The organism is Bacillus sp. FSL K6-1000 (assembly GCF_038630785.1).
GTDB lineage: Bacteria > Bacillota > Bacilli > Bacillales > Bacillaceae > Bacillus > Bacillus safensis.
In genome coordinates, this window is the sequence record NZ_CP152042.1 from 3,127,109 (window position 1) to 3,153,515 (window position 26,407).

29 protein-coding genes and 1 tRNA gene are annotated in these 26,407 nt (G+C 42.0%); 5 read left to right on the forward strand and 25 right to left on the reverse strand.

The features are described from left to right. Positions 1 to 30: 30 nt before the first annotated feature. The 4 genes from MHI46_RS16330 to MHI46_RS16345 form a co-directional block, all read right to left on the reverse strand. Entirely contained in the window at positions 31 to 921 is an 891-nt protein-coding gene (locus tag MHI46_RS16330; RefSeq protein WP_251181308.1) for an ABC transporter substrate-binding protein, read from the reverse strand. A gap of 297 nt (positions 922 to 1,218) precedes the next feature. Beyond that, positions 1,219 to 1,683: a DinB family protein gene (locus MHI46_RS16335; protein WP_039181615.1), complete on the reverse strand. Its 465-nt coding sequence runs from the start codon at positions 1,681 to 1,683 to the stop codon at positions 1,219 to 1,221. 317 nt (positions 1,684 to 2,000) lie between these two features. Next, positions 2,001 to 2,076 (reverse strand) — tRNA-Arg (locus MHI46_RS16340). A 118-nt stretch (positions 2,077 to 2,194) separates the two neighbouring features. Continuing rightward, on the reverse strand, positions 2,195 to 2,503 hold the full coding sequence (locus tag MHI46_RS16345; RefSeq protein WP_039181618.1) for a TM2 domain-containing protein: 309 nt from the start codon (positions 2,501 to 2,503) through the stop codon (positions 2,195 to 2,197). Between the two features lie 235 nt (positions 2,504 to 2,738). Here MHI46_RS16345 and clpP point away from each other — a divergent pair, with 235 nt between their 5' ends. Then, positions 2,739 to 3,335: an ATP-dependent Clp endopeptidase proteolytic subunit ClpP gene (gene clpP, locus MHI46_RS16350; protein WP_024427684.1), complete on the forward strand. Its 597-nt coding sequence runs from the start codon at positions 2,739 to 2,741 to the stop codon at positions 3,333 to 3,335. Positions 3,336 to 3,395: 60 nt separating this feature from the next. On the opposite strand, the gene MHI46_RS16355 is transcribed toward clpP, so the two are convergent. Further along, the gene (locus MHI46_RS16355) at positions 3,396 to 3,974 is read right to left on the reverse strand and encodes a TIGR00730 family Rossman fold protein (RefSeq protein WP_251181056.1); all 579 of its coding nucleotides are present in this window, start codon (positions 3,972 to 3,974) and stop codon (positions 3,396 to 3,398) included. A 137-nt stretch (positions 3,975 to 4,111) separates the two neighbouring features. Between MHI46_RS16355 and MHI46_RS16360 the strand changes: the two genes are divergently transcribed. Continuing rightward, entirely contained in the window at positions 4,112 to 4,453 is a 342-nt protein-coding gene (locus tag MHI46_RS16360; protein ID WP_058837578.1) for a MazG-like family protein, read from the forward strand. Positions 4,454 to 4,479: 26 nt separating this feature from the next. Here MHI46_RS16360 and MHI46_RS16365 read toward each other — a convergent pair whose 3' ends face one another. Both MHI46_RS16365 and MHI46_RS16370 read right to left on the reverse strand, forming a co-directional pair. Further along, positions 4,480 to 6,102 (reverse strand): SulP family inorganic anion transporter, encoded by a 1,623-nt coding sequence (locus tag MHI46_RS16365; RefSeq protein WP_342502953.1) that lies wholly within the window; start codon positions 6,100 to 6,102, stop codon positions 4,480 to 4,482. A gap of 37 nt (positions 6,103 to 6,139) precedes the next feature. Continuing rightward, positions 6,140 to 6,721: a carbonic anhydrase gene (locus tag MHI46_RS16370; RefSeq protein WP_047203875.1), complete on the reverse strand. Its 582-nt coding sequence runs from the start codon at positions 6,719 to 6,721 to the stop codon at positions 6,140 to 6,142. 552 nt (positions 6,722 to 7,273) lie between these two features. Between MHI46_RS16370 and MHI46_RS16375 the strand changes: the two genes are divergently transcribed. Both MHI46_RS16375 and MHI46_RS16380 read left to right on the forward strand, forming a co-directional pair. After that, positions 7,274 to 8,251, forward strand: coding sequence for a D-glycerate dehydrogenase (locus MHI46_RS16375; RefSeq protein ID WP_251181055.1), 978 nt, complete (start codon positions 7,274 to 7,276; stop codon positions 8,249 to 8,251). Between the two features lie 183 nt (positions 8,252 to 8,434). After that, positions 8,435 to 8,923 (forward strand): ribonuclease domain-containing protein, encoded by a 489-nt coding sequence (locus tag MHI46_RS16380; protein WP_251181054.1) that lies wholly within the window; start codon positions 8,435 to 8,437, stop codon positions 8,921 to 8,923. 50 nt (positions 8,924 to 8,973) lie between these two features. Here MHI46_RS16380 and MHI46_RS16385 read toward each other — a convergent pair whose 3' ends face one another. The 17 genes from MHI46_RS16385 to MHI46_RS16465 all read right to left on the reverse strand — a co-directional run bounded on the left by MHI46_RS16385 (position 8,974) and on the right by MHI46_RS16465 (position 24,683). Further along, positions 8,974 to 9,717, reverse strand: a complete 744-nt coding sequence (locus tag MHI46_RS16385) for an arylamine N-acetyltransferase (RefSeq protein WP_251181053.1) — start codon at positions 9,715 to 9,717, stop codon at positions 8,974 to 8,976. Positions 9,718 to 9,754: 37 nt separating this feature from the next. Beyond that, on the reverse strand, positions 9,755 to 10,012 hold the full coding sequence (locus MHI46_RS16390) for an HPr family phosphocarrier protein (RefSeq protein ID WP_024423549.1): 258 nt from the start codon (positions 10,010 to 10,012) through the stop codon (positions 9,755 to 9,757). A gap of 26 nt (positions 10,013 to 10,038) precedes the next feature. Beyond that, positions 10,039 to 10,989 (reverse strand): DNA-binding protein WhiA, encoded by a 951-nt coding sequence (gene whiA / locus MHI46_RS16395; RefSeq protein WP_024423550.1) that lies wholly within the window; start codon positions 10,987 to 10,989, stop codon positions 10,039 to 10,041. Positions 10,990 to 11,006: 17 nt separating this feature from the next. After that, the gene (locus tag MHI46_RS16400; RefSeq protein ID WP_034281026.1) at positions 11,007 to 11,966 is read right to left on the reverse strand and encodes a YvcK family protein; all 960 of its coding nucleotides are present in this window, start codon (positions 11,964 to 11,966) and stop codon (positions 11,007 to 11,009) included. Next, complete coding sequence (gene rapZ / locus MHI46_RS16405; protein ID WP_039183329.1) at positions 11,967 to 12,854, reverse strand: RNase adapter RapZ; 888 nt, start codon at positions 12,852 to 12,854, stop codon at positions 11,967 to 11,969. A 39-nt stretch (positions 12,855 to 12,893) separates the two neighbouring features. After that, positions 12,894 to 13,358 carry an 8-oxo-dGTP diphosphatase gene (locus tag MHI46_RS16410; protein WP_342502954.1) on the reverse strand — a complete coding sequence of 155 codons (465 nt, stop codon included), beginning with the start codon at positions 13,356 to 13,358 and terminating at the stop codon, positions 12,894 to 12,896. A gap of 357 nt (positions 13,359 to 13,715) precedes the next feature. Next, the gene (trxB, locus tag MHI46_RS16415; RefSeq protein ID WP_039183330.1) at positions 13,716 to 14,666 is read right to left on the reverse strand and encodes a thioredoxin-disulfide reductase; all 951 of its coding nucleotides are present in this window, start codon (positions 14,664 to 14,666) and stop codon (positions 13,716 to 13,718) included. A 234-nt stretch (positions 14,667 to 14,900) separates the two neighbouring features. Beyond that, the gene (locus tag MHI46_RS16420) at positions 14,901 to 16,295 is read right to left on the reverse strand and encodes an NlpC/P60 family protein (RefSeq protein WP_058837575.1); all 1,395 of its coding nucleotides are present in this window, start codon (positions 16,293 to 16,295) and stop codon (positions 14,901 to 14,903) included. Positions 16,296 to 16,658: 363 nt separating this feature from the next. After that, positions 16,659 to 18,116, reverse strand: coding sequence for a tetratricopeptide repeat protein (locus MHI46_RS16425; RefSeq protein ID WP_342502955.1), 1,458 nt, complete (start codon positions 18,114 to 18,116; stop codon positions 16,659 to 16,661). A 131-nt stretch (positions 18,117 to 18,247) separates the two neighbouring features. Next, positions 18,248 to 18,877, reverse strand: coding sequence for a bifunctional phosphoribosyl-AMP cyclohydrolase/phosphoribosyl-ATP diphosphatase HisIE (gene hisIE / locus MHI46_RS16430; protein ID WP_126682338.1), 630 nt, complete (start codon positions 18,875 to 18,877; stop codon positions 18,248 to 18,250). Further along, the gene (gene hisF / locus MHI46_RS16435) at positions 18,874 to 19,632 is read right to left on the reverse strand and encodes an imidazole glycerol phosphate synthase subunit HisF (RefSeq protein ID WP_047201833.1); all 759 of its coding nucleotides are present in this window, start codon (positions 19,630 to 19,632) and stop codon (positions 18,874 to 18,876) included. Before hisF ends, hisIE begins: the two co-directional genes overlap by 4 nt. Further along, entirely contained in the window at positions 19,629 to 20,366 is a 738-nt protein-coding gene (hisA, locus tag MHI46_RS16440; RefSeq protein WP_058837572.1) for a 1-(5-phosphoribosyl)-5-[(5-phosphoribosylamino)methylideneamino]imidazole-4-carboxamide isomerase, read from the reverse strand. Before hisA ends, hisF begins: the two co-directional genes overlap by 4 nt. Next, positions 20,363 to 21,001: an imidazole glycerol phosphate synthase subunit HisH gene (gene hisH / locus MHI46_RS16445; RefSeq protein ID WP_064498000.1), complete on the reverse strand. Its 639-nt coding sequence runs from the start codon at positions 20,999 to 21,001 to the stop codon at positions 20,363 to 20,365. Before hisH ends, hisA begins: the two co-directional genes overlap by 4 nt. Continuing rightward, a complete protein-coding gene (gene hisB / locus MHI46_RS16450) occupies positions 21,001 to 21,585 on the reverse strand; it encodes an imidazoleglycerol-phosphate dehydratase HisB (RefSeq protein ID WP_024423560.1) in 585 nt (194 codons plus the stop codon). Before hisB ends, hisH begins: the two co-directional genes overlap by 1 nt. Beyond that, positions 21,585 to 22,871, reverse strand: coding sequence for a histidinol dehydrogenase (hisD, locus tag MHI46_RS16455; RefSeq protein WP_342502956.1), 1,287 nt, complete (start codon positions 22,869 to 22,871; stop codon positions 21,585 to 21,587). The genes hisB and hisD overlap by 1 nt, the downstream gene beginning before the upstream one ends. Continuing rightward, positions 22,868 to 23,515: an ATP phosphoribosyltransferase gene (gene hisG, locus MHI46_RS16460; RefSeq protein ID WP_039181668.1), complete on the reverse strand. Its 648-nt coding sequence runs from the start codon at positions 23,513 to 23,515 to the stop codon at positions 22,868 to 22,870. The genes hisD and hisG overlap by 4 nt, the downstream gene beginning before the upstream one ends. Further along, the gene (locus tag MHI46_RS16465) at positions 23,508 to 24,683 is read right to left on the reverse strand and encodes an ATP phosphoribosyltransferase regulatory subunit (protein WP_342502957.1); all 1,176 of its coding nucleotides are present in this window, start codon (positions 24,681 to 24,683) and stop codon (positions 23,508 to 23,510) included. Before MHI46_RS16465 ends, hisG begins: the two co-directional genes overlap by 8 nt. A 233-nt stretch (positions 24,684 to 24,916) precedes the next feature. Between MHI46_RS16465 and MHI46_RS16470 the strand changes: the two genes are divergently transcribed. After that, positions 24,917 to 25,708 (forward strand): C39 family peptidase, encoded by a 792-nt coding sequence (locus tag MHI46_RS16470; RefSeq protein WP_058837567.1) that lies wholly within the window; start codon positions 24,917 to 24,919, stop codon positions 25,706 to 25,708. A 40-nt stretch (positions 25,709 to 25,748) separates the two neighbouring features. On the opposite strand, the gene MHI46_RS16475 is transcribed toward MHI46_RS16470, so the two are convergent. After that, positions 25,749 to 26,381 carry a DsbA family protein gene (locus MHI46_RS16475; protein WP_106025585.1) on the reverse strand — a complete coding sequence of 211 codons (633 nt, stop codon included), beginning with the start codon at positions 26,379 to 26,381 and terminating at the stop codon, positions 25,749 to 25,751. Positions 26,382 to 26,407 lie beyond the last annotated feature (26 nt).

Genomic DNA, 26,407 nt, shown 5'->3' on the forward strand with positions numbered 1-26,407 from the left:
TCTCCTAATAAGCACTTTGTCTTTTTCACATTATGATTTGAGCAGCATTTTTTTAAATGCATCAGACTGTTTTTCAATGGAGACCGGATCTGCATAGATAAATTCCTTGATTGAATAGTACAGGACATGCCCTTGCTTCACCGCTTGATTTTTCTTCCATACACCGCTGTTCGTAATATCAAGATTTGGCTCTTTTCCATCCTTTGTTGGTACAAGTAAATAGTCTCCTGTATACTCATTCATCTCTTCTAATGAAATTCCAAGATAGCCTTCCTTTGGAAGTGCCTTTTCTGCCTTTTCAGGTAAGCTGAATCCATAGCCTTGATAGATGACTTCCCCGCCGCGGCCAAAGTCCGTACCAAATAAGTACACTTGCTTTGGCTGGACATCCATAATGGAGAATGTCTTGTCATCACCAATTTTCGCTTTCACTTCTTCTCCGTCTTTCTTCAGCTTCTCGTCCATTTCTTGTATTTGTTTTTTCGCTAACGCTTCTTTTCCAAGAATCTTTCCAATTTCAATATGCATCTCTTTAAAGCTATGTTCACTTGTCGTAAACGTGATCGTTTTGGCAATCTTTTTATACTTTTCAATCTGTTCGTTTTGTGAATAAGCAATGATTAAATCAGGCTTCAGCTTTGCAATCGCCTCCACATTTTCCATCGGCACCCGCTTCACACCTGTTTCATCTAAAAAGGATGATTTAGGATAAACATCTGTCATGCCAACAGGTGTCACACCTAACTTTTTAAAGTTCCCAAGCTGCGCTGTTAACACAACAATCCGCTTCGGCTTGGCAGGAATCGTGATCTTTTCACCCGTTTCCGTTGTATATGTACGCGTACTTGCTGCTTGCTCTTTATTCTCTTTCTGCCCGCATGCTACTAACAGCAGTGCCAGCAGACTGACTAGCCAAATCATTTTTTTCACTTACAAAACCACCTTTAATTGAGAATGATTATTAATTATAGCATAATCAGTGTGGCTTAGATGTAAAGTTTTAGAAGTGAATGCCACACACAAAAAACCCTCTCCTGATGGAGAGGGTTCGAGAGACCTTTTTATATCGTGAACTAGGTCAAGTACACGCGCAGAGAATGTATAAAACTCCGACACGAAGGATGCTATGAGAATATCTTGTGAATATTTTTTTGTATACATTTAAAGTTTTTAATTGCAGAATCTTATTAAAGTAAAACACCCTTTGGTTAAAGAACATTATTCAAACATTAAAATTTTGGGGTCTTTATTGTAACAGTGAACAAGCATAGCATGTAATTGTCCCCTATGATGATAAACATGTGCTAATATCTCTAACAACCATTCATACCTTGTATATGTCACACCCCAATATGAAGTGGTACGAGACAGTAGTTCTGCGTCCGATAATTTCATATAATTATTTTTTAATGAATGAAAATTAGTCATTAAGCCATTTTCTATCGACTCTAAAGTTTTATATGATACATTAGCATAAAATTTTTCCATCTCTTCTTGGGCAGCCTCATTAGCAATACGCCAGTCAGCTTCACAAATGATCGCAATGTGTTCCAGCAACTCACCGATAGACTGCTTATGAGGTGTTGGTTTTTTTTGTAAATCACCTTCTTCTAATTGACGTACTATTTTTATTAATGTTTTAACAGCTACTTCAATTTGATGTAAAACACTTTCACAATTCATTAGTACCTCCTTATTAAAGAATTCTGCCCTTTTAGTTGAACAAGCTTTGAGAATATTGTTGATACAATGATTTTATACCCCAACTATAGATTAACTTTACTTAATCACTATCATAAAGAAAATTTGTTTTTTTAACAATTTTATTCTGTGCTTTTTGATACAAAATGAACTACTTCACTTAAACGCTGATAAATAGTGAAGTTCCTCTCAATTTACTCATACAATACCACTCATAAAAAAACAAAAAAACCCTTTATTTCAAAGGGTTTTCAGGCTCTTTCACAAATGATAAATCGAATTCTATGGGATACGATAGACGCGCTCGGAGGGATTCGAACCCCCGGCAGACGTGGTACCGGAAACCACCGCTCTATCCAACTGAGCTACGAGCGCACGATATGTTTTTTGAACGTCAGCATATCAAATTATAAGGGAAATGCTGCGAGAAAGCAATGATATTCTGATGACTTCAAAAAAGAAGCCTGCACCGAAAAGATGCAGACCATTCTACTTATGCCATTTTAACAGATGCAATAATTTTCCGTTCCATGTTTTCATTTACTTCATCCACTGTTTTCACAAGACAGATGATGCCATCAATAAACGGCCAAATGAACAAGGTCAACCATCCTAAAAGAAGCATGACAACTGCATAGCCTTTCTTTTCATCTAAATAAAAACGATGAATTGCAAAAGCTCCAAGGAACCACCACAAAAGAAAAACAACTAGTTTTGACTTTTTTTTGGCTTGAAGTTCAGTAGAGACAACAATACGCTGCTGATCAGTTAAACCACTTTTTTCTAGAAGTAGATTATCCACTATTTTTCCTTCTTTCTGACTATAAATAATAATGACCTTAGTAATATTAACTCATAACAGGAAGTTTTACCATATTTTTTTAAAACTTTTCCATGGTTTAAAAAAATTGAATTTTGGGGAAAATAACATGTGGCTGTCGAATTTTTTGATTGCGTTTTGTTTGACCTTTATTGACCAAAAATGTATCATTGAATTAAGAATTACATACTTACCTAAAAGGTGAAGGAGGAACATTATGAATTTAATACCTACAGTCATTGAGCAAACAAATCGTGGGGAAAGAGCTTACGACATTTATTCTCGTCTTTTAAAAGACCGTATTATCATGCTTGGTTCTGCGATCGATGACAATGTTGCCAACTCCATCGTGTCACAGCTGCTTTTCTTAGAAGCTGAAGATCCAGAAAAAGATATTTCTATCTACATTAACAGCCCTGGCGGTTCAATCACAGCTGGTATGGCCATTTACGATACGATGCAATTTATTAAACCAAAGGTATCAACTATTTGTATTGGTATGGCTGCATCTATGGGTGCGTTCCTGCTTGCTGCTGGTGAAAAAGGTAAGCGTTATGCTCTTCCAAACAGTGAAGTCATGATTCACCAACCACTAGGCGGAGCCCAAGGTCAAGCAACAGAAATTGAAATTGCGGCAAAACGAATCCTTTCTTTACGCGATAAACTGAACCAAGTACTTGCTGAACGTACTGGTCAGCCAATTGAAGTCATTGAGCGCGATACAGATCGTGACAACTTCAAAACAGCGGAAGAAGCACTTCAATACGGACTCATTGACAAAGTCTTGACCCGTAATACAGAAGACCAAAAATAATGATCACAACACAAACCGTCTGTTCCTTGAACAGACGGTTTTTTGTCATTTAAACATACTTTAAGACAGCTCCGTCCATTTCTGCTGAAGAGACGGTGTTTGATAAGAAGCCATCTGCGTGATTAATTCCTCCGGTTCGCTCGAAGCATGTAACAATTGAAGGTGTGATTCATTTGAAAAGCCTTCCTGTATACTAAACTTCACCATATCCATGAGCGGGTTGAAATAGTCATTCACTTGATACAATCCAATCGGCTTTTGATGGATACCGATTTGTGCCCAGCACAGAACCTCAAATAATTCTTCATATGTACCAAAGCCACCTGGCATCGCGATAAATCCATCGGCCAGCTCACTCATTTTCGCTTTTCGCTCATGCATGCCTGTTACCTCAATTAACTCTGTCAGCTCTTGATGCACGACTTCTCCTCTAAAAAGCCCCTTAGGCATGACACCGATCACTTGTCCGCCATGTCTCATGACCTCATCGGCAATCGCGCCCATTAACCCAATACGCGATCCGCCGTAAACAAGACAAATGCCTTGCTTTGCCATATAAGCCCCCAGCTCTACAGCCTTTTGTTTGTAGACATCGTTTACACCTGGATTCGAACCAGCAAACACACAAATCGTTTTCATCAAAACAGCTCCATCTCTCTCTATGATTTCTTCACTCACTCATTCTACTATAATGATTTGTAAAGAAACAGCCGTTTCTTCTATATATAGTGTAAAATCAAAAGAGTGAACACCATATAAGGAGCTGTATAGAGAGAATGCAAACAACTGAAATGGAGAAGTGGATCAAGGATTTTTATCAAATGAGGAACTGGACAGAATATGGACCGTTTATCCGGTTAGGCTTCTTAATGGAAGAAACGGGAGAACTCGCTCGTGCTGTTAGAGCAATAGAAATTGGACGAGACCGGCCTGATGAGCAGAGACAGGAATCATCTGAGCTGAAGAAAGAACTCATTGAAGAAATGGGAGATGTCTTAGCAAACCTCCTCATTTTAGCGGATCTCTATGACGTCACAGTAGAAGAGGTCTTCAGCGCTCATCAACAGAAACTCACAAAGCGTTTTTCTGGAGAAAAAGAGTCAGTAAAAAACACGTGACCAGCTGTCACGTGTTTTTCTAAGCCTTAAAGATGCTGTGGTGAGATGTCATCTGTTCGTTCAAAGAAATGCTGCTTTCCGATATGATGGAAAAGACCTGTTCGATGCAAAAGCTCCTTAGGCTGTGATTGAAGCCCAACGATCATCAGCTTTCCATTATGATGCTTTAACCGATTGGAGATATTCATGAGAACCGCTTCTGCCGACGTGTCCATATAATTGACTTTATTCATAAGCAGAATGAGTGTTTTTGGCTTTGTTTGAACATGGTCCAAAATCGAATTTTCCAATGAATCTGTTGTTCCGAAAAAGAGCGGCCCTTCGATGGAATACATACTGATCCCTTTCTCGTCTACCTGTTTTTCTAAAGCAGCTGCTGTTTCCATCTGAGGAACAGCGACATTTGTATGGATATTGGTCGTCTGGCTCATTTTTTTGATAAAAGCGATAAACGCTAAAATGAGACCAGCGGTAACGCCAATAATCAAATCACCGATCACTGTGAGCAGGAAGGTCACGACAAGTACAAGCGAATCGGTATTTTTCACTTTCACAATATTGATAAATTCTTTTCTCTCACTCATATTCCAAGCAACAAACATTAAAATTGGTGCCATTGCAGCAAGTGGAATCATTGACGCATATGGCGCAAATACCATTAAGATTAGCAAGACGACAACGCCATGCACAACACCAGAAATCGGACTTGCTCCGCCATTTTTTATGTTCGTTGCCGTTCGGGCAATAGCTCCGGTCGCTGGAATTCCTCCGAAAAGCGGTGCCGCCATATTGGCAATTCCTTGTCCAACAAGCTCTTTATTGCTGTCATGCTTAGAGCCTTTCATATTATCAGCAACCATTGCGGACAAAATCGATTCCACACCGCCTAAAAGTGCAATGATAATTGCTGGAGGCAGGAGGTATATCATTTTTTCAATCGTCAATTCAGGAAAAGCGAAGGTTGGCAACTGACGAGGGATTTCACCATACGCAGAGCCAATCGTTTCAACTTGTCCTTGAAAGAAGAGAACGGCGAGAAACGTAGAAGCCAATAGACCTAATAGAGCACCAGGTATTTTGGGAATGTATTTTTGTGCCGCCAAAATCACGATGAGCCCGGTGACGGCTGTGATGATGGCGAGACTGTTTGTGGTACCGAGATGGACCACGATTTCTCTCATATTGAGGAAAAAGCTTTCATGTTTTTCAACACCCTTTAATCCGAGGAAGTTGGCAATCTGTCCTGAAAAAATAATGACAGCAATGCCAGCAGTAAAACCGATGATAACCGGACGAGGAATAAACTTCATGAGCTTTCCTAGTTTGAATATTCCGAATAATACAAGCATACAGCCTGCCATAAAACCGGCAATAAGCAAGTTTTCAATTCCGTACTGGCTGACGATCCCGAATAAAATTGGAACAAACGCCCCAGTCGGCCCGCCGATCTGATACTTTGAACCACCAAACAATGAAATCAAAATGCCGGCAACGATGACTGTGTATAATCCATATTCTGGTCCGACACCAGATGCAATGGCAAATGCCATGCCTAAAGGAATTGCCACAACCCCCACGACAAGCCCAGCGATTAAATCGCGTCTAAACTTTGATGAATTGTACCCTTCAAATCTTCCATAAAAACGCATGGTATGTGTTGGCCTCCTTTAAGTATGTGTAGATGATTTAGGTATACTGCGGGTCAATCAGTTTATCTTTCACAACGACATCCAGCTTTCCTGTTGCTGGATGAATCACCAGTCCATGAACAGCCACATCACTTGGCATCAGTGGATGCTCTTTCACTAATTTCACACTTTGAGCCACGCTCTCTTCAACTGAATCAAAGCCTGTCAGCCAGCCCTTTAAATCGACTCCTGAGTTTTTCACAATGCTTAAGCATTTCTCTTCGATTCCGCGTGCTTTCGCCTTTTCAAGTAAAGGGTCCGCCGCAAGACCTGCCATTCCGCATTCATGATGACCTACAATGCATACTTCCTCTGCCTTTAGCTCATAGATAGCTAGCAGGATACTCCGCATCACACTGCCAAACGGATGTGTCACGATAGCGCCCGCATTCTTAATGATTTTTGCATCCCCATTGCGCAGCCCCATAGATTGCGGCAATAATTCCAAAAGACGGGTATCCATGCACGTTAAAATAACCAATTTCTTCTCAGGGAATTTCCCCGCTTTGTAAGGCTCATAGTGTCTCTCATTCACAAACTCTGAATTGTGCTGAAGAATCTGTTCTAATTTTGATCCCATTTTGCCATCTCCCATCTTTTTTAAGTAACGTAAGCTCGTGCCTGTCCCCCTTTTCCTTCTCGTGTTCTCAAGAATAGAGAAGAAAAATGATAGAAAAAAAAGAAAAAAATGAGAAAACGATGAGAAGAAATATCATTATTTTCTCTATTTTACGCTGCATCCCAGCGGATTCGCGGGTTTGTTTTCAATCTATTGTTCTCATCACACTAAAAGACAATAAAATGGTTTAGTAGAAAATGACCATCCCGTTTAATACATTTCAAATATAATAAATTTTCTATCAAAAAGTCTCGATCTATTTTCCAGTTTGTCAGATAATCTCTCGTAAAATCTTGCAAATTCACATATCTCCTCTACTATCCGCTTATTTTTATATAGATAAAAAATGCATCAGATGGCATATGAATCTACTTTTTCACTAAGAAAATGTCTTTCTTTACCGTTATTTTAGTATATTAAATATTGAGCTACTAACATTCAAACGTGTTCTGCCGAAATGGTTGCTTTATAATAAAAGGAGTAAGATGACCATGTGAAAGGAGCGAATTGACTGTGACACCACACATTTTTGTCGCCAAACCCTTACCTGCTTCTTTTGAGGAAATGCTAAAGGAACATTGTACATACGAGGTTTGGCAATCCAAAGACCCTATTCCAAGAGACATTTTGTTTGAAAAGCTGCAGCACGCTGATGGTCTTTTAACGTCTGGAACGAAAATCGATCAAGAGCTGTTAGATCACGCACCAAAACTCAAGGTAGTGAGTAATAACTCTGTCGGCTATGACAATTTCGATATAGAAGCGATGAGGCAAAGAGGCGTGATTGGTACGCACACCCCTTATACGCTCGATCATACCGTGGCTGACCTTGCCTTTTCGCTCATACTCTCCTCCGCGCGAAGAATCGCCGAGCTGGATCGTTTTATCCGTGAAGGAAAATGGACAAAATTCGTACAGGAGGAAGAGATCTTTGGCATTGATGTTCATCATCAAACACTTGGCATAATTGGCATGGGACGTATCGGCGAGCAAGTAGCAAAACGGGCGGCACTTGGGTTTGATATGAACGTTCTTTATCATAACCGAAGCCGAAATGAAAAGGCTGAATCGGCGTATGGCGCTGTCTATTGTGCACTTGATGATCTTTTAAAACAAGCTGATATCATCGTGTTGATTACACCGCTGACCGAGGAAACGTATCATATGATTGGGGAACGAGAATTGAAGTTAATGAAGCAAACGGCTTTATTTGTAAACATTTCCCGAGGGAAAACAGTGGATGAAAAAAGCCTCATTTTAGCACTTCAGGAGGGATGGATTAAAGGCGCTGGTCTTGATGTGTATGAGCAGGAACCGCTTCAAGAAGATCATCCTTTCAAAGAGATGAACAATGTCACCCTAGCCCCTCACATCGGTTCCGCTACTGAAACAACAAGGGATTTCATGCTGAAACGAGCCATTCATAATGTGATTCATGGAATAGATGGGAAGGCGCCTGTTGATGTTGTGAAGGAGCTTGCTTCCTCTTGATCAAATAAGACGCAGGGAACTGAACTGCGTCTTTTTATTTATTTCTTTAAGAGGCTTCAGGAGAAAAGACTCATTTTAGCAAAGATCCTGATTCTTTACATTTCCTTCATGTTCGGGTGCTATAATATGGGCTAGACAAGCATCAAGAGGACGGCATCCGATTTCCTTAATAGGAGGATGAAGATGAAAAGATTAAGTTCGGTTTTGACTATGTTCGCTCTGATCGCTGCTATCCTGTTTTCTGGATTTGTCCCGCAGCAAGCTCATGCAGAAACACCTCTTACACCAACAGCTACAACTGAAACTGCTTCTATTCAGCTCACGCCAGATGTACGTACCCTTGCCGTCATTAATACATTTGATGGTGTAGCAGATTATTTAATTCGCTACAAACGACTGCCTGATAACTACATTACGAAATCACAAGCAACTGCTCTCGGATGGGTGGCATCTAAGGGAAATCTAGCAGAAGTGGCGCCAGGTAAAAGCATCGGTGGAGATATTTTCTCAAACCGGGAAGGACGTCTTCCTTCAGCAAGCGGCCGCACATGGCGTGAGGCAGACATCAACTACGTTTCAGGCTTCCGCAATGCTGACCGTCTTGTGTATTCAAGCGACTGGCTCATTTACAAAACAACAGACCATTATGCGACTTTCACACGTATTCGATAATCAATACAAAAGACAGCCCTGTTTCATCTGGGGCTGTCTTTTAGTATGGTTTACGGTATAAGATTTTTCACATAATCCTCAAAAGGAACCGGAAGCGGCTTTTTCGACACTTCTTCATGTTCATGTGTGGTGACATGATCCTCAGTAACGACCACACGTCCTGTTGGCGTGAGCTTTGACGCAAGTGGTCTTTTGTTAAAAGTAGAGGATTCATTTTCATAAATCTCGTGTCTCAATTGGACCAATGCAGCCTCGTCCACCTCGTTCAATGTGAAAGCATAGCCTGTTTCAGCACCATCTCCCCTATCTAATTGGAGTAGATGTGTCCCCTTTTCGGTTTTCTCTGCTTTGACGCGAAACCGAATAGACGCTCCTTCCACCCAATCTTCTGTAAAAGGCACAGGCTGAAGAGGTAAATTCACACCAAATCCCGCATCAATGAGAAAGCGTTCGTTATGATGCTTCAACATAATGGCTACATGCGTGCCATCAATGGCCCACGTATCCGCTTCTTTGATATACACTGTCCCTTGAAGAAGCTGTACAGAAAGTCCAGCCTCTTTTAACACATAGTATAAGAGAGGATTGAGATCGTAACAAAGGCCTCCTCTATTTTCTTCAAGAAGATGCTGCTTCAACCCTTCTTGATTCAAATCATAGGATTGTTTTTTCAGAACAGATCTATTTTCGAATGGAAAGGTATAGGCCATTTTTTTTAATAATACAGGTAAGTCATTAAAGGTGATCGACTGGCCTTCATATCCGATCTTCTGTAAAAAAGCTGATTGAATCATGACATTCCCTCCTAAAAAACTGAGCCTTTGAAGGGACTCAGTTTTCTTGATTGATAAAATCTGTTAACGCCTCAATGGCTTCTTGTTCGTCCGCACCATCTGCAATCAGTGTGACAGTAACCCCAGAGCTGATCGCTAGACTCATAAGACCCATAATGCTTTTCGCATTGACTTTTTTCCCATCTTTCTCTAGAAAAATATCAGCTCCAAAGCGATTAGCCTCTTGTACGAACAAAGCAGCTGGACGTGCCTGCAAGCCTGTTTTCAGCTGGATGGTGACCGTTTTTTCCACCATATGATCTGCCTCCCTTTTTCATTCTCCTATTTGAGTGTAACAGCTTGTCCGTTTCGTAATTGTTCTGCGATTTGATCTAGCTTTCTTAAACGGTGGTTAATCCCTGACTTGCTGATCTTGCCGCTTTCCACCATTTCTCCAAGTTCCTTCAGCGTGACCTCTTGATAGTCGACTCGCAGTTTAGCAATTTCACGAAGCTTTTCCGGCAGGGCATCAAGTCCAATTTTTTCATCAATAAATTGAATGTTCTCGACCTGACGCAGTGATGCACCAATCGTTTTATTCAAGTTTGCTGTTTCACAATTGACGAGCCGGTTGACGGAGTTCCTCATGTCTCGAACGATTCGCACATCTTCAAAGCGAAGCAGTGAGTTATGAGCGCCCACAACACTTAAAAATTCCGTGATTTTTTCTGCTTCCTTCATGTACGTAATGTACCCTTTTTTGCGCTCAAGTGTTTTACTATTGAGATGAAATTGATTCATCAGCTCACAAAGGGCATCATTATGTTCTTTATATAGTGAAAAAATCTCAAGGTGATAGGAGGACGTTTCTGGGTTATTCACAGAACCGCCTGCTAAAAAAGCACCTCTCATATAGGAGCGCTTGCAGCATCTTTTCTTCACGAGCTCTTCTGAAATATTGCGCTCAAATACAAATTGCTCACCTAATATTTTTAAATCCTCTAAAATGGTTTTCGCTCGTTCTACCAGTCTGACAATATACACGTTATTCTTTTTCAATCTCATTTTTTTACGGACGAGCAGCTCGACTGTCACATCGTATTTCTTTTTAAGCAGCGTATAAATACGTCTTGCAATGGCTGCGTTCTCTGTCTGTATATCTAAAATCAATTTTCGATTAGAGAAAGATAATGAACCGTTCATACGGATGAGGGCAGAAAGCTCTGCTTTTGTGCAGCAGTCCTTCACGTCCAGATTAGTCAGCTCTTTTTTTGTTTCGGATGCAAATGACATCCTTGCCACCCCCATTCCTATTTTTTCTGATGCAGCAGATCGACAAGCAGCGAGGCTACTTTTAGCGTGTCATGACGAATGACATGCTGGTCGTATGTAATGATTTCTCCAGGAATCACTTCTAGTCCCATTGCTTTCAGTGCATCTGTGTCGAATTGGACAGGCTGTGCCTGTTCTTCTGCATATTTTGCTTTGATTTCTTCTGGAATTTCTTTATTGTTCACAAAAATCGTATCGATAAATGGACGATCCATATGATCATTTAATGCCTGAACATGATCAGCTGCACTGTAGGAAAGCGTTTCCCCCGGCTGCGTCATGACATTGCAAATATACACTTTTTTCGCCTTTGAGCGAATCACTTCTTCTCCAATATGCGGGACAAGCAAGTTTGGCAAAATACTCGTATACAGACTGCCAGGCCCAATGACGATCAAATCCGCCTCACGAATGACTTGAATAGATTCTGGCAGCGGTTCAATCGTATCGGGTGTGAGGAACACTCGTTTAATTCGCTCACCATAGGTGGGAATTTTCGATTCTCCTGTCACCATTTGCCCATTTTCTAATTCCGCATGAAGAACAACACTTGAATTTGCTGCTGGCAATACTTTTCCTCTCACATTTAAAACCTTGCTCATTTCAGTGACGGCATGAAAAAAATCACCGGTTATATTTGTCATGGCCGCAAGAATGAGGTTGCCGAGTGAGTGGCCTGTTAAGTCATTCCCTTTGTTAAAACGGTGCTGAAATAAATCTTCTACAAGCGGTTCAACATCAGAGAGAGCTGCAAGGACATTTCGAATATCACCTGGAGGGGGAATATTCAAATCATGCCGCAGTCTGCCTGAGCTGCCTCCGTCGTCAGCAACCGTTACAATAGCGGTAATGTCCACTGGCTTCGTTTTTAGCCCTCTGAGCAAAACAGATAAGCCAGTGCCACCGCCAAGAATGACCACCTTTGGTAGTGTCGTCATCTATTTTCTGCTTCTCTTTTCAATGTCCCGGTGAGTGACATGTGTATAGTAATCGTTTTTAAAATACTCCGATAAATAGTTGGCAAGCGTCACAGATCGATGCTGCCCGCCTGTACAGCCGATGGCGATCACAAGCTGACTTTTTCCTTCCCTCTTATACGACGGAAGCATAAAGCTGAGAAGATCGATTAATTTCTCTGTGAATTTTTGCGTTTCACTCCATTTCATCACATAGGAGCGCACTTCTTCATCGTTTCCAGTCTGTGGACGCATACTCTCAATATAGTAAGGATTCGGCAGGAATCTCACGTCAAAGACCAGATCAGCATCAATCGGCAGACCGTATTTAAAGCCAAAGGACATCACGTTTACTGTAAACACCTGTCCTTGGTTTGTGGCAAAGTGCGTGACGATTTTTTCTCGCAGTTGTTTTGGTTTTAAATCCGATGTATCAAAAATCATTTGAGACCGGCCTTTTAACTCCTCTAACAGCTCGCGCTCCATTGCAATTCCTTCAAGCGGCAAACCTGTTGTCGCAAGGGGATGCGAACGTCTCGTTTCTTTGTATCTTGAGACAAGTACCTTATCATTTGCATCTAAAAATAGAATTCTTGGCGTGATCCAGTCAAGATCGCTCATTTCATCTAATGCCGCAATTAAGCTGTCAAAAAATTCGCGTCCGCGCAAATCCATCACAAGAGCGACCTTGCTCATCTTGGAATTCGATTCCTTCATGAGCTCTAGGAATTTCGGTAAAAGTGATGGCGGCAGGTTGTCAACACAAAAGTAGCCTAAATCTTCAAAGCTTTGAATGGCTACGGTTTTCCCCGCACCTGACATTCCTGTAATAATCACAAGCTGAATATCTTCTTGTTTGTGTGTATTCATGCCTGCTTCCTCTCCTTCTTTATGAAAACGGTTCATGTATTATTCTCCCTGAGGATCTAACCGATAAGCAATCAGCTCAAAATCGGGTGTATACGTAAAAGTGCCGTGCAGAAGTCCTTTTCCTTTGAGCATGAAATCAAGAATATGGGAATCTCCTGGAGCCATCGGCAAATGAGGCACATTGTTTACGTCATGCCATTTTAAAATGCCTTCCTCTGACTCTGTTACGTTTTTTCCGGTAAATGAATCTGCCATAAAGGTGAACATCATCCACTCTTGAACGATTTGATCGCCTTCTTTTATGATAAAGGTAAAAACACCTTTCAGCTGCGGATTTAAAATATAAATACCTGTTTCTTCTCTATATTCTCGAACGACTGAATCCTTGACCGATTCTCCGCTTTCCATTTTGCCGCCCGGTGCTACCCACCAGCCCCGTCTTGGCTTCTGCAGCAAGAGAACTTGATCTTCGTGATGCAGCACACAATTGGTTACTCGTTGCATCAGCTGTCACCTACTCTTTTATGTCTTTAACTTATTATACAGGTTCAACCTGACTCCCACAATGAACATGCCCGTTCTTCCCCGAAAACAGACCGGTTTTCGTTTGAATGATGTAACGAGCCATTTCTCTACTCTTTATTTTACAGCATCTAACGGTTCTCCATGCGTCATTTGTGAACATCTCGTGAATTTCTGATTTTAGGCAAAAAAAAGGACACGGATTCACATCCGTGCCAAACATGTATTCCTTATAAAAGGGGGTCAATTACTAGTTTTATCATAACGGAAAATTATTTCACCCGTGTTACATTCCAGTTAAAAGCCCATGACGCTATATTAAGGATTTACGACAGCCAATTATTTCGTTGCTTTGAGTTTTTCAGCAAGCTCTTCTACATAATGCTGTGCGCTTTGTGCTGCAATACTTCCGTCTCCTGTTGCTGTGACAATTTGACGAAGTGTTTTTTCACGAATGTCACCCGCTGCGAAAATACCTTCCACTCTCGTTTCCATTCTTTCGTTTGTCTCGATGTAGCCTTCTTTATTTGTAATGCCGAGATTTTCAAATGGTTTAGACAGTGGCAGCATTCCGATATAGATAAAGGCGCCGTCTGTTTTAAACTCTTCTTCTTCACCAGTAACCGTATCAACCAATGTCACACTGCCGACTTTCCCGTTTTCTTCATTGATCTGTTTGACGGTTTTGTTCCACATGAAGTCAATTTTTTCATTATCAAAGGCACGTGCTTGTAAAATGCTTTGTGCACGAAGCTTATCGCGTCTATGGATAATCGTTACTTTAGAAGCGAAGCGTGTGAGATACACACCCTCTTCTACAGCAGAATCTCCGCCGCCAATGACGACAAGCTCTTTGTTTTTAAAGAATGCTCCGTCACATACTGCACAATATGATACGCCGCGGCCGCCAAGTTCTTTTTCACCTGGTGCACCGATTTTTTTGTATTCAGCCCCTGCCGCGATAATGACAGAGCGTCCTTTGTATTCTTTTGAGCCGGCTTTGACGATTTTGTACTCTTCACCGTTCACGATTTCTTTGATATCACCATATGCATACTCTGCACCGAATTTCTTCGCATGCTCAAACATTTTATTTGAAAGTTCCGGCCCCAAAATGCTTTCAAAGCCAGGATAGTTCTCGACATCTTCCGTATTCGCCATTTGTCCGCCTGGAATTCCTCTTTCAATCATTAATGTTGAAAGATTTCCCCGTGATGTATAAACAGCGGCTGTCATTCCGGCAGGACCCGCTCCAATGATGATCGTATCGTAGATTTTTTCTTCTGACACAACTGTCACTCCCTCTTCAATTGCTGCTCGCATTTCTTATTAGAATGCCCTTGGGTGATGCTTCCATTCATGACAGAGAGCATCATTTCCACTCTTAGCTTTTATTCCTTACCCATATCCTATTAAATCTGCGGGGAATAAGCGAATCATTTGCTCATATCTTCAAAAAAAGAAAAAGCTTCCTTAAACTGCTGTTTAAGGAAGCCTGTTTACGGTTATATAAAAAGTAATGATTTATTCAACGACTCTTCTTACAACGCCTTTGAATGCTTTTTTCCAGTATACGTTGCTCATCGAGTCAACTGAAACACCGCGAGAGCTGTTATCGTTCAAGAATGTACCGTTTCCTAAGTAAATACCAACGTGTCCATTTACTTTATACGTATCAAAGAACACAAGGTCTCCGCGTTTCATGTCAGATGCACTTACAGCTCTTCCTTTACCTACAAGCGAATCTGTTGTTGTACCGCCAACTGGTCCAAGGTTGATACCTGCTGATGCAAATGCCCAGCGAACGAATGAAGAACAGTCAAAACGACGTGCGTCAATATCGGCTTGTGATCTGCCGCCGCCCCATTTATATGGAGATTGTCCAACAATAGTAGAACCTGTGCTGATTGCACCTTCAATTCCGCCTACGTTACTGCTGACAGGTGATCCACCGCCAGTAGATGGCTTCTTGCTTGGTGAACTGCTGTTGCTGTTATTGTTGTTATTGTTGTTATTAGATGACCCGCTGTTACTTGAAGACGGGCTGCTATCGTTATTTGAGCTGTTGTCTTCCGCTTGAACACTAGCTTGACGCTGCTGCTGTTGTCTTTGCGCTTTTTCTTCTTTTGCTTTTTGAGCTGCTTCTCTAGCTTCTTTTTCAGCTTGTTTTTGTGCAGCTACTGTTGCGTCTTTTTCAGATGCAATGCTGTTAGCCTCACTGTTTAACTCGCTGATTTCAGAAAAAGCACTTCCTTTTTGCTTTTTCACTTGCTTGAATAGCTTGTCTTTTTCATCAAGCTGTTTATTCAAGTCTGATTGAAGTGTTTCAAGCTTTGCAAGTGTGCTTTGCACATTTTCAAGCTTTGTGTTTAATTCGTTTTCAGACTTTTGAAGCTCTGCTTTGTCTTTTTCCTGCTCTTTAATGATTTCACTGTCTGCGTTGATCAGTGTAGAAACTGCACCTGCACGACTGATGAAATCGCTAAAGCTTTTTGCTCCTAGTAATACATCTATGTATTTCGTAGAACCGCCGCTCTCTTGAAGGGCACGTACACGCTTTTTCAAGAACTCGTTTCTTTCTTCAATACGTTTTTCTGTATCAGCAATTTCTTTTTTCAGTGCTTTGATTTCTTTTTTAGTTTTTTCATTTTCTTTTTGTTTTTCTTCGATTTGATCACTTGTTTTTAAAGCTTTCTCATCAATATCTTTAAGCTTTTGTGCAAGTGCCTCTTGTTTTGCTTCAAGCTTTGAAAGCTCTTCTTTTTTCTTTTGAAGATTCTTGTTTACCTCAGATTGTTTGCTGTCTAGTTCTTGTTTCTTTTGTTCAAAGTTCTGTGCGTTTGCTTCATGTGTAAATGGAATAAATAAACCGCTCGCTCCGATCACCGAAGCTAAACCGAAAGTAATAAACTTTTTCACGAATAGTTCCTCCTTTGACAATTTCCCAAGCGACATTAGAAAGCAGCAAATTCTCTGCGACCAATCTGTGCTCTCTATGTCTTTCTTCCTGATTGTTCAGTCAGATGTTGACCAGATTGTTTCATCACTGGGTGTTTCATTATGTATAGTAAAATATTTAAATATCTATCTTTGTTTTAATCCACGATTTTCATTATACATGAGACATCGACAAAATGAGCTAATATTTTTATTACATTTATGTTTCAAAAACATGTCGTGATTGTCATACTTCGCCAATTCCTTGCAAATCCCACCTTTTTATCCAAGAAAAAAGCATGACCTTTTCGGCCATGCTGGGATGTTCTGAATCTATTTACCTATTTAATCAATTAACGTACAGATTTCTCGTTCGTATTTTGACAGTGTTTGAACACTGATTTGAAAAGCAGACGCAATGTCTTTTTTGCTGACAGCTGATTCTTCTTGTTCATTCATCCATAGATAATAAGATGCTGCTGCCCAGGCAGGCGCATTTTTCTTATCAATACCAGAAGCACGTGCCTGCTGAATAATATGGAATAACCAAAAATAAGGCATATGGCTGTCAGGCTGAACGGCTTCCTCTAAACTGGATGCCGCCTGTTTTGCAAAAACTGCATCTTCTGAAAAAGACTTTTCTTTCATTTCATCTTCATACAAAAGCAGTTCTATGAATTGCTGTTCAAAGGCCGTTTTCGCTGCACGTGCATCAAGGACAGACTGCAGAACGTCACGTTCTCCTTTTTGCTTACTGACATAATACGCAGTCAGCCGTTCCTCAATCGAGACCATTGGCTCAGTCTCCTCAGGTTTATCCTGCCACGGCTTGATCTCATCTGCGTCGATATCTTCTTCGACCATCTTATCCCAAACCGTTTGGGCGAGCGTTTTGTGGCCTGTATGATAGGCTGCGCTTGCAAGCCAGTATAAAAATGTACTATCTCCCTGAAAACCTGTTTTGTACAAAGAATAAAGCCATTTAAAGGCCCATTCAAATTCTCCTACAAGGGCAAATGTTGCACCAAGCTTATAACGCTGTTCACTTAGTATTGGATACACGTGCGTTAATTGCTTCGCTAACTTGTTGACCTTCTCTTCTTCTTTTTCATAATGGTAGAAGACTAGCTGATTGCAAAGGGCATGCAGATTACCGGGATTTTCATGAAGGACCCGGTTCAACATTTCTTTCGCCTGATGGATTCGGCCAGAATAAAAATAGGCCAAAGCGAGATTGTTATACGCTGACCAAAATTCTGGATACTCAACAATCATCTGTTCCAGCATCTCAATGGCTTCATCGAGTCTGCCGCTTTCAAGCAAATGGTTTGCTTGATCCTGCTTCACAATCAGGTCATCCTGATCATAAGGAAAATCTTCGTCCTCTTCGTCGCTCATATCGAGCAGGTCCAGGAGGTCGTCATTTTCATCCGCAAATTCCCCGTTCTCTTCCAGTGCGGCATAAGCAGTAGCTGATTTATATGCCTCTTGAAATAGTCCGAGATTGGCATAATTATTGGCTTTAAAGTAGTGACACTCAGACATGTTTTCATCGATGTGTTCGAGGATGAAATCAAGCAGTTCGTTTGATTGCTGGTAATGACCCATTTCAGTATAAATAATGGCAAGCTGTGACAGCATTTCTACATTTTCAGGCTCAAGTACGATGGCCCGCTGTATTAGCTTACTTGCCCTAGACAAATTTCTTTCTCTATATGCTTTAAGACCTTTATGAAAAAAGTAATGCCCATCTTGAAAAAGCTGGACGACTTGTGTGTGATTTTGAGAAGTGTATTTACTCACCGATACCCTCCATTTCGAACAGTGTACCGTGTGTAGTATAACATACTTCACCAGTCGTCACATAGAACAAAAGGAAAGGAAGGATTTGTTTTTCATTTAAAAATAAAAAGCCTGGGATATCCCCCGGCTTTTCATTCACCTTGATGACGCTTTTTTAATACCTTTAATACATCATCAAGCGGTAATTGCTGTTCACGTAATAGCACAAGAAGATGATAGAGGAGGTCCGCTGTTTCCCATTTCAATTCTTCTTGATCCCGGTTTTTCGCTGCAATGATCACCTCAGACGCTTCTTCCCCTACCTTTTTCAGGATTTTATCGACCCCTTTTTCAAATAGATAGGTAGTATAAGCACCTTCAGGCATTTCCGCCTGACGCTTTGCAATGACCTGTTCAAGTTCATTTAATATCGCAAAACGATCCTGCTCTTCGCTTTGACGCTTTACGCCTTCTTCCGAAAAACAGCTATAGCTGCCAGTATGGCAGGCTGGGCCGCTTGGCGCGACAAGGACAAGCAAAGCGTCCTTGTCACAGTCATATCGAATAGAAATCACTTGCTGGGTATGCCCAGAAGTGGCGCCTTTGTGCCAAAGTTCGTTTCTCGACCGGCTATAAAACCATGTTTCACCTGTCTCCAGCGTTTTTTTATAGGATTCTTGATTCATATATGCCAGCGTCAGTACTTCCTTACTTTGAGCATCCTGTACAATCGCAGGAATCAGGCCTGCTTCATTAAAAGTTAATTCATTTGCCTGTTTCATCTGACCTTCACCCCGTGTTCTCTCAAATATGTCTTCACCTCGTGAATGGAGGTTTCTTTATAATGGAAAATGGAGGCTGCTAATGCTGCATCAGCTTCTCCTTTTGTAAATGCCTCCAGCATATGCTGGGCATTGCCAGCGCCGCCAGAAGCGATAACTGGCACAGTGACTGCCTCTGATACAAGCTTTGTCAATCGATGATCAAAGCCTGTCTTTTCACCATCTGCATCCATACTTGTCAACAAAATCTCTCCTGCACCTCTTTGCACAGCTTCCTTCGCCCAGTCGCTAACCTCTAAATCTGTTTGACGGCGTCCTCCGTGTGTATAGACCATATATGCTTTTTTCTCTTCATCGTATTTTGCATCAATTGCGACAACGATACACTGGGAGCCAAAAAAGTCAGCGCCTTCTGAAATCAGTTCTGGCCTTAACACAGCTGCTGTATTGACAGATACTTTGTCTGCACCCGCTCTTAATATACGCTTCATGTCATCAAGGTGGTTAATCCCGCCTCCTACCGTAAATGGTATGGCAAGAGTGGACGCGACTTGTTTGACCACATCCACCATCGTTTTCCGGCCTTCATGCGACGCAGAAATATCAAGAAAGACGAGTTCATCCGCCCCTGCCTCATCATAGATCTGCGCTAATTCTACCGGATCACCAGCATCCTTTAAGCCTAGGAATTGCACTCCTTTGACAACACGCCCTTCCTTCACATCAAGACATGGGATGATTCGTTTTGTCATCATATGCGGTCAAGCCCTTCAAATGCTTCCGCTAAAGTAAACTGCTTCGTGTAAAGTGCTTTTCCAATGATCGCACCAGACACACCAGTTTCTTTTTGCGCTGACAGCTTTTGAAGATCAGCTACCGCGCTGACACCGCCTGAAGCAATCACTTGTTTGCCGGTTGCTTCTGCTAAGCGAACCGTGCTTTCCACATTGGGACCAGACAGCATGCCATCCATTTGAATATCGGTGAAAATAAAGACCTCTGCGCCTTCCTTTGCCAATTCCCTGCCGAGCTCCTCTGCCTTCACTTTAGACGTTTCAAGCCACCCTTCAGTCGATACAAAGCCATTTCGCGCATCAATCCCAATTGCGATTTTCTCTCCATATTGCGCCAGCATTTTTTTCACAAAGGCTGGGTTAGATACAGCTGAGCTGCCAAGTATCACTCTATCGACGCCGCTCTTTAAATAAAAAGCAACGTCTTCTTCTGTCCGAATACCGCCGCCGATTTGTACCTTCACATCTAAAGAAGATGCAATCGCCAACACATGCTCATGATTGACACGTTTCCCTGCTTTTGCACCATCTAGATCCACAAGATGAATCCACGTTGCTCCATCCTTCGCAAATTTCGCGGCCATGTCGAGCGGTGAATCTCCATAAATGGTTTCTTGATCATAATCACCTTGTACAAGACGTACACATTTGCCATTTCTCATATCAATCGCTGGATATAATGTAAACTCACTCATTTGCTCACCCTCTGTTCGTTTGCTAATTGAATAAATTGTTTGAGCAGCGCCATTCCCGTTGTACTGCTTTTTTCAGGGTGAAACTGTGCACCAAGCACATTTCCCTTGCCAACGATTGCTGGTACTTGAACACCATAGTCCGCGCTTGCTAATTGCTCATCTGGGTTCATATCACTCACATAATAAGAGTGAACAAAGTATGCAAATCCTTCTGGTACACCGTCAAACAATGGGGAGGGCTGATGAAATGTGAGCTCATTCCACCCCATATGAGGTACCTTCAGCCTTTGCCCGTCCTGATCACGATCTTTTAAAAGAACGACACGCCCTTTTAACAGCCCCAATCCTTTTGTGCGGCCTGCCTCTTCGCTTTCTTCAAATAACAGCTGCATGCCAAGGCAAATGCCGAATAACAGCTTTCCTTCCTGCACAACTTGATGAATAAACGCCTCAAGTCCAGTCTCTTTTAACAGCTGCATTGCATCACGAAACGAACCAACTCCGGGCAAAATATAAGCATCTGCTTTTTTCAGCTCCTCCACATCAGAGGAAACGATATAACGGGCACCTGCTCGTTCCAGTGCTTTTGATACGCTGAACAAATTTCCCATTCCGTAATCAATGACTCCGATCATTAGAGCATCCCCTTTGTCGAAGGAATTCCTTTCACACGTGGATCAATGGTTGTTGCTTCATCTAAGGCACGTGCCATCGCTTTAAAAATGGCTTCAATCATATGGTGTGTATTCGTTCCGTAGTGAACAATGACATGAAGGTTGATCCGGGCTTCAAGTGCAAATTTCCACAGAAACTCATGTACTAGCTCTGTATCAAAGGTACCTACCTTTTGACTTGGAAAGGCCGCTCTCATTTCCAAATGAGGACGATTGCTTAAATCGACCACGACCTGGGCAAGAGTTTCGTCCATCGGAACAAAGCTTGAACCATACCGCTTAATTCCCTTTTTATCGCCTAACGCTTCCTTAAACATTTGCCCGAGCACAATGCCGATATCTTCTGTTGTGTGGTGATCATCAACATCCGTATCTCCTTTCGCATCGACAGTCAAATTAAAGTGTCCATGCTTCGTGAATAAATCAAGCATGTGCGTCATAAAAGGGACGTCTGTTTGAATATCTGCTTTTCCTTCTCCATCAATTTCTAGCGCTAATGAAATGTTCGTTTCATTTGTTTTTCTCGCTGTTTTCGCCTGTCTCATTACGATTCCTCCCGCTTTCTCGCTTCAATCGACCTTGCATGTGCTTCAAGCCCTTCTAATCTGGCAAAAGCGGCAATGCTTTCCCGATGTGTTTCAAAGGCCTCTTGACTATATGAAATAATGCTCGTTTTCTTTTGAAAATCAGTCACACCAAGCGGACTGGAGAATCGAGCTGTTCCGTTTGTTGGCAGCACATGATTCGGTCCTGCAAAATAATCGCCCACCGGCTCTGGACTATAGCGTCCTAAGAAAATCGCGCCCGCATGCTTGATTTGACCAAGAAGTGATTCTGGATATGCTGTCAGCACCTCTAAGTGCTCTGGTGCTAATTGATTGATGACGTCTACTGCACGATCGATTGATTCTGTCACGTAAATATGGCCATGATCTTGAATGGATTGTGCTGCGATTGATTTTCTCGGCAAAGTATCCAGCTGCTTTCTGACTTCAGTCTGCACGCTTTCAGCAAGTGTCTTAGACGGTGTTACCAAAATACTAGATGCCAGCGCATCATGCTCTGCCTGCGAAAGTAAATCCGCCGCTACCTCATGCGCGACTGCTGTTTCGTCTGCTAGAACTGCAATTTCACTTGGACCTGCAATCATATCAATATCTACCTGACCAAATACTTCCCGCTTTGCCAGCGCTACATAAATGTTCCCTGGACCTGTGATTTTATCAACAGGCTTGATGCTTTCCGTTCCATAGGCAAGTGCCGCAATCGCCTGTGCACCGCCCATTTTATACATCTCAGAAATACCAAGCTCCTTCGCCGCAACTAAGACAGCGTCAGAGAGACGTCCATCTTTCCCAGGGGGTGTCACAAGAACGATTCGTTCAACGCCAGCGACTAGCGCAGGGATTACATTCATTAAGACAGATGATGGATAGGCAGCTGTTCCGCCCGGGACATACACACCTACCGCATCAAGCGGTGTCACCTTTTGACCAAGCATTGAGCCGTCCTTTTGATGATAAAACCAAGAGGATGTCAACTGGCGCTCATGGTATGTGCGAATATGCTTGATAGCCGTTTGGATAATCTGAACCATCTCTTTATCCAAACGTTCGTAAGCTTCTTCCATTTCACCTTCTGTGACAAGCGAATGTTCAATCAACACACCGTCAAATTGCTTTGTAAAAGACCGTACAGCTTCATCACCATTTGTTCTCACTTCTTGTATAATGCGCTGAACAGCCTGACGCTGCTCTTCTGTTCCTGTATCTAAAGACCGTTTGAGTGAGAGAGTATCTGTCTCACCTTCTTGTATGCAGGTGATGTTCATGATGATTCCTCCCCTTCTCCTTCAATAATTCTTGCAAGACGCTGTGCCATTTCATCGATCACCGTATCCTTCATCCTGTAGCTCACAGGATTGACAATAAAACGTGACGTGATATCACAAATATGCTCCGTTTCCACAAGTCCATTTTCCTTTAGTGTTTGACCTGTAGAGACAATGTCAACAATGCGATCGGCAAGCCCAATGAGCGGTGCTAATTCAATGGAACCATTCAGCTTAATGATCTCCACCTGCTCCCCTTGCTCTCTAAAATAGGACGATGCGACATTTGGGTACTTTGTTGCCACACGCGGTGCGACACCACCCCAGCTCGCTCCTGGCAAACCAGCAACAGCTAAATGACATTTACTGATGTTTAAATCGAGCACTTCATACACATCACGAGCTTCTTCGAGCATGACATCCTTTCCTGCAATGCCAACATCCGCCACACCGTGCTCTACGTAGGTGGTCACATCCATTGGCTTGGCTAAAATAAAGCGGAGGTTTTCTTCTGGTACATCTATGATTAATTTTCTTGAATCCTCGAATTCCTCTGGCAGCTGGTACCCCGCCTGTCTTAACAGCCCTGCTGCTTCTTCAAATATCCGGCCCTTTGGCATCGCCATCGTCAACACTTTACTCATTTCGCTCTTCCTTTCTAGCGCCGATAAAATAAGTCACCTGTTCAAATGCCTTGGTCATCGCGTCAATATTTTCAATCCCCGCTAAGTCTTGCAGGACGATCTTTTTCCCTTTTGAGCGCTCCTTTTCTGTAAAAGCAAAAGCTTCAAGTCTTTGTTCTTTGCTAAAAATCACAGCCTCCTGCGGCTCATTGATCTCTTTTGCATCGAGCGCTTCAAGAAGACGGTCTAGTCGAAGTCCGAACCCTGTAGCTGGTGCGGGTGCATTAAAATGAGCAAGCAATTGATCATATCTACCGCCACTTCCGATGACCGACCCAACATGATCAGCAAATACTTCAAACAAAATACCCGTATAATAGCTCATATGACTCACCATGCTTAAATCTAAACGGATATATTCTGTACAGCCGTAATCTTCAAGTGTCTCCCATAGCGACTTTAACTGTGCGAGCACCTCTTTTCCTTCTTGTGAAACGACGATTTCCTCTGCCCGCTCTATCACTTCTTGGCCGCCTCTTAACTCTAAAAGCTGTAACAGCCTCATTTTATCGATGGAGGAAAGCGGTAATTGTTTCACATGCTGTCGGTATCCTACATAATTCTTTTCATATAAGAAGCGGCGAAGGACGTTTGCACGCTCTGTATTTCCGAGTACATCGACAAATAACGTCTCTGCTAAAGCGACATGCCCGATCGCGATTTTGAAGGACCTTAGCCCGGCATTTTTTAAGGCAAATACGGCAAGTGCGATGACTTCAGCATCTGCACTAATTGAACCATCACCAATCAATTCAATTCCGACCTGCTCAAATTCCGAAGGCCTTCCGCCTTCTCTTTCCTGCGCACGAAACACACTCGCTGCATACCCGACACGAAGCGGATACGCCTGTTCATGAAGCTTAGAAGCCGCCACCCTTGCAATCGGACCTGTCATATCAGGTCTCAGTACAAGGGTTTGCCCGTTTTGATCAAGAAGTTTAAAAAGTTGTGTATCAGTAATCGCTGATTGCACACCGACTGTATCGTAAAATTCAAGCGTTGGTGTCTCCATTAAACGGAAACCCCAACCATTCATGACCTCTGTTAAAGAATGTCTCACTTTTTTCTTCGTCTCATACAATCCAGGTAATGAATCCCGCATACCATATGGTTTCTCAAACATAAACATGTTCTTCCGCACCTCCAACACATTAAAACAAAAAATTCCGAATCCTTTAGTTCGCTAATATGATAATATGCTAACAAAATAAAGTGATTAAATCAATCATTTTTATTTCTCTCTATTTTCATCAACATATTCTGGAATTATTACATTCAAGTGACACCTGTGCCTTTTCTGCATGTTCGGTGAAGGAACGTGCTATAATACTTAAAAATATTGAATAACACAGGAGATTAACAGTGAAGTTCATCCAGACATTAATCTTAACTTTGTTGTGCGCATGTCTTGTTTATTTCGGCTTTATATACGTTTCACAAATCGACCAAGTCAAGAAAACAGCTTCGCCGCAAGAAGCAGCAAAAAAAGAAAACGATACGGCACTCGCGGCTGAAGAAACTCGTTCAACAAAAAAAGCAGAAACCACACATCATTCACTAAAAGGAAGCAAAAAAGCCATGGACGTCATTCTCTACAATCAAATGGATGCACCAAGGCTTTATAATGGATGCGAAGTCACGAGCTTAGCGATGCTGCTTCATTACAGCGGCTATGAGCACGTAACGAAAAACGCATTGGCAAATGAAATCAAACGTGTTCCGCTCAATTATGAAAATGGCTTAAAAGGTGACCCTCATGACGGATTTGTAGGCGATATGGAGAATGGACCGGGTCTTGGGGTTTACCACGAACCGATTTATCAGCTTGCGAAAAAATACGCGGGCGATCAAGTTGTCGACTTAACCGGAAAGCCTGTTAAAAAGGCCATCTATCAGTCACTTGAAAAGGGCTATCCTGTCTGGGTGATTACGACATCCACCTTCGACAAAACCGATAACATCGAAACTTGGAATACACCAAATGGCAAAATAGATGTAAGCTTTAATGTGCATAGCGTAGTCATCACAGGCTATGACAAGGAGCATGTCTACTTGAATAACCCATATGGAGAAAAGAATCAAAAGGTCGACCGTGATCAATTTGAAGATTCTTGGGAACAGATGGGCAGTCAGGCGATTATCATTAAAGCGTAAAAAACAACCTCTATCCGCATAGAGGTTGTTTTTAAATGATTTATTTTTCTAGAAATTCCTTTAGGCGGTCTTCAAGCTTTTCAGCCGTCATTGCACCTCCGCCCAAGCTGAAGTATTCATCCCCTCTTTTTAATAAAAGTGTAGGATAGCCATTCACATGAAGTTGATGAACCTTCGCAAAGTCAGCATATGCATCATTGAACACTTCTTTTGTTTTCATACGTTCAATGACTGCGTCAGGATCAAGATCATGCGCCAAAGCGATCTCCCGATACGTTTCCTCATCACTCAGACTTTTTCCGTCTTGATAAAAAGCCTTTTGCATCGATGAAGCCAAGTACAATGAACGCTCAGGTGCGATGGATCTTAATGCAGAAAAACCAATGGCCGCAGCCTCAGAGTCTAAAAGAAACGTTCCGTTTGCTAGCAGCTTCTGATAACGTTCACCAAACTCGACACCAGTCAGCTGACTAATACGCTGATTTGCTTCTGGGATGTGTGGATAATCTTTTATCGGTAGACTCCTTTCCCCTACAAATAAACCACCCGACACAAGTGTTAGTGATATCTCCGGATGATTTTCATGCAAAGTGCGGATACTGTTTGAAAATCCATAACACCAGCCACAATACGCATCCCATACATAAATGAAAGACAATTCTTGCTCGTTCATACGTTAGATTCCCCATTTATCATTTT

What these genes read in the sequence shown, in the direction of transcription:
- MHI46_RS16330 (WP_251181308.1), bottom strand. Translation starts at nt 921, where the DNA reads ATGATTTGGCTAGTCAGTCTGCTGGCACTGCTGTTAGTAGCATGCGGG.
- MHI46_RS16335 (WP_039181615.1), bottom strand. Translation starts at nt 1,683, where the DNA reads ATGAATTGTGAAAGTGTTTTACATCAAATTGAAGTAGCTGTTAAAACA.
- clpP (WP_024427684.1), top strand. Translation starts at nt 2,739, where the DNA reads ATGAATTTAATACCTACAGTCATTGAGCAAACAAATCGTGGGGAAAGA.
- MHI46_RS16355 (WP_251181056.1), bottom strand. Translation starts at nt 3,974, where the DNA reads ATGAAAACGATTTGTGTGTTTGCTGGTTCGAATCCAGGTGTAAACGAT.
- MHI46_RS16360 (WP_058837578.1), top strand. Translation starts at nt 4,112, where the DNA reads ATGCAAACAACTGAAATGGAGAAGTGGATCAAGGATTTTTATCAAATG.
- MHI46_RS16365 (WP_342502953.1), bottom strand. Translation starts at nt 6,102, where the DNA reads ATGCGTTTTTATGGAAGATTTGAAGGGTACAATTCATCAAAGTTTAGA.
- MHI46_RS16370 (WP_047203875.1), bottom strand. Translation starts at nt 6,721, where the DNA reads ATGGGATCAAAATTAGAACAGATTCTTCAGCACAATTCAGAGTTTGTG.
- MHI46_RS16380 (WP_251181054.1), top strand. Translation starts at nt 8,435, where the DNA reads ATGAAAAGATTAAGTTCGGTTTTGACTATGTTCGCTCTGATCGCTGCT.
- MHI46_RS16385 (WP_251181053.1), bottom strand. Translation starts at nt 9,717, where the DNA reads ATGATTCAATCAGCTTTTTTACAGAAGATCGGATATGAAGGCCAGTCG.
- MHI46_RS16390 (WP_024423549.1), bottom strand. Translation starts at nt 10,012, where the DNA reads ATGGTGGAAAAAACGGTCACCATCCAGCTGAAAACAGGCTTGCAGGCA.
- whiA (WP_024423550.1), bottom strand. Translation starts at nt 10,989, where the DNA reads ATGTCATTTGCATCCGAAACAAAAAAAGAGCTGACTAATCTGGACGTG.
- MHI46_RS16400 (WP_034281026.1), bottom strand. Translation starts at nt 11,966, where the DNA reads ATGACGACACTACCAAAGGTGGTCATTCTTGGCGGTGGCACTGGCTTA.
- rapZ (WP_039183329.1), bottom strand. Translation starts at nt 12,854, where the DNA reads ATGAATACACACAAACAAGAAGATATTCAGCTTGTGATTATTACAGGA.
- MHI46_RS16410 (WP_342502954.1), bottom strand. Translation starts at nt 13,358, where the DNA reads ATGCAACGAGTAACCAATTGTGTGCTGCATCACGAAGATCAAGTTCTC.
- hisIE (WP_126682338.1), bottom strand. Translation starts at nt 18,877, where the DNA reads ATGAAACAGGCAAATGAATTAACTTTTAATGAAGCAGGCCTGATTCCT.
- hisF (WP_047201833.1), bottom strand. Translation starts at nt 19,632, where the DNA reads ATGATGACAAAACGAATCATCCCATGTCTTGATGTGAAGGAAGGGCGT.
- hisA (WP_058837572.1), bottom strand. Translation starts at nt 20,366, where the DNA reads ATGAGTGAGTTTACATTATATCCAGCGATTGATATGAGAAATGGCAAA.
- hisH (WP_064498000.1), bottom strand. Translation starts at nt 21,001, where the DNA reads ATGATCGGAGTCATTGATTACGGAATGGGAAATTTGTTCAGCGTATCA.
- hisB (WP_024423560.1), bottom strand. Translation starts at nt 21,585, where the DNA reads ATGAGACAGGCGAAAACAGCGAGAAAAACAAATGAAACGAACATTTCA.
- hisD (WP_342502956.1), bottom strand. Translation starts at nt 22,871, where the DNA reads ATGAACATCACCTGCATACAAGAAGGTGAGACAGATACTCTCTCACTC.
- hisG (WP_039181668.1), bottom strand. Translation starts at nt 23,515, where the DNA reads ATGAGTAAAGTGTTGACGATGGCGATGCCAAAGGGCCGGATATTTGAA.
- MHI46_RS16465 (WP_342502957.1), bottom strand. Translation starts at nt 24,683, where the DNA reads ATGTTTATGTTTGAGAAACCATATGGTATGCGGGATTCATTACCTGGA.
- MHI46_RS16475 (WP_106025585.1), bottom strand. Translation starts at nt 26,381, where the DNA reads ATGAACGAGCAAGAATTGTCTTTCATTTATGTATGGGATGCGTATTGT.